This window comes from Halobacillus sp. BBL2006 (genome assembly GCF_000786645.1).
Classification (GTDB): Bacteria; Bacillota; Bacilli; order Bacillales; family Halobacillaceae; genus Halobacillus.
In genome coordinates this window covers 1-1,622 of the sequence record NZ_JRNX01000782.1, presented here as the reverse complement: position 1 = coordinate 1,622, position 1,622 = coordinate 1, and the positions used below count along the sequence as shown (strand labels likewise).

General features: G+C 41.8%; 2 protein-coding genes. One reads left to right on the top strand and one right to left on the bottom strand.

Annotation, left to right across the window (positions count from 1 at the left end; all coding sequences use genetic code 11):
• On the bottom strand, positions 1 to 988 hold a 988-nt coding region (locus tag LD39_RS19620; RefSeq protein WP_035552316.1), incomplete at its 3' end, for a glycosyltransferase family 2 protein.
• A gap of 185 nt (positions 989 to 1,173) precedes the next feature.
• Between LD39_RS19620 and LD39_RS23955 the strand changes: the two genes are divergently transcribed.
• A partial coding sequence (locus tag LD39_RS23955) for an alpha/beta hydrolase (protein WP_035552314.1) occupies positions 1,174 to 1,622 on the top strand: 449 nt, incomplete at its 3' end.

Sequence of the window (1,622 nt, the reverse complement as noted above, 5' to 3'; positions counted from 1 at the left end):
AAACAAAAAAGATAAAATGGACTGGAAAAATCAGCGCATCATACCAACGGAAATTCCCCACCTCCTGCAGGAATCGATGCAGCCAAAAGGCGAGCAGTAAATAACCGATCACACTCCACCAGCCGATTACACTGAAGTTGATCAAGTAAGATATAATAGAAGTAATCCACATTATCGCCGCTAATGACAAGACGGGAGAAGCTGTTTTCGCTCCCGATGCGAAACTCTTCGACCATCCTTCGATCACTTCTTTCAGACTGGCTTCATACATTCGCATATTGACCACATTTTTCCCGCTGAAGGCATAGGTTTTCACCCCTTTCAACTGCGCACGTCTTGCAAAAGCGAGGTGTTCAACGATCTCACTTCGAATAGAAAGGTGACCTTGCAGCTTCCAATAAGTATTAGCGTCAATAATTAGACAAGGCCCAAATCCCCCATGTAAACCAAGTTTTTCTTTAAAAATCGTTGTGATCCCTGAGGAAGCAAAAACGACCAAATGAAAAACCGCAGAGAGCTTTTCCCAAAACGATTGCATATAGTGATAGGGATGAACCGTAACTAAGGCATCAGGCCCCTTTTTTTCCAAGAATCGAATGACTTTTTCAGCACCATGTGGAGAGAACCACGTATCCGCATCAAGAAAGAATAAAGATTTCCCTGTTGCCTCTTTGGCTCCGTTATAACATGCCCAGGATTTCCCCAGCCAGTCTCCAGGTAACGGAGGATTGCTGATGACTTTTACTCCATAAGCAGCTGCCGTTTCACGCGTTCGATCTTCAGAATGATCATCGACCACAATAATTTCTCTCTGGGCATCCTCTGTAGAAAGGATGGATGGAAGCAGACGCTTCAAGTTCTCTTCTTCATTTCGTGCTGGGATAATAATTGAATAAGAGTCTGTATTTTTTTGTCCCTCTATAGGAAAGGAAACTTTTTGCCAAAAAAGTAAAAGGGTTGCTGTAACAGCAATTATCATCACCCACATCACGATCACCTCATGGTTTTACATTTTTGCAGCTGTGGGCTGCATCCTCTCCAGTGTGAGTCGATTATTCCAAGCTTATACGTCTGTACCCTTTTTATCGTTTCCTTATTCGAGTATAAAGCTCAAGTCACACCTGGTTATTTCACCTTCATATTGGGTAAAAAGAGTAAAAAAGGGGCTTACATATGTTCACTTATGCTGGAGCAAAATTGCTTCGATATTTTTCAAACCAATCAAAGAAAACACCGATGCTTTCCATGGAACCGGTTAGTGCAAAAAAAGACATTATGATAGAAACAAGCGTTAAGCAAACAATGATCTCATGCTATTATCCCCTTCAGGCTGATACTAAAAGATTCCCCGTATACATGAACTTGCACGGGGGAGCCTTTATTATGAATTCTAAAGAAATGGATGACCCTTATTGCCGTTACCTCGCCAATCAAACAGGATGTGTCGTGATCAATGTAGATTATGCCAAAGCGCCGGAATACTCTTTTCCAAAACCGATTGAACAAAGCTATGAAATTCTGCATTGGATAAAAGAAAATGCGGATGAACTGAACATAGATCCAGAAAAAATCACGGTTGGAGGCCAAAGTTCAGGAGCCAATATTATGGCGGCCCTTTGTTT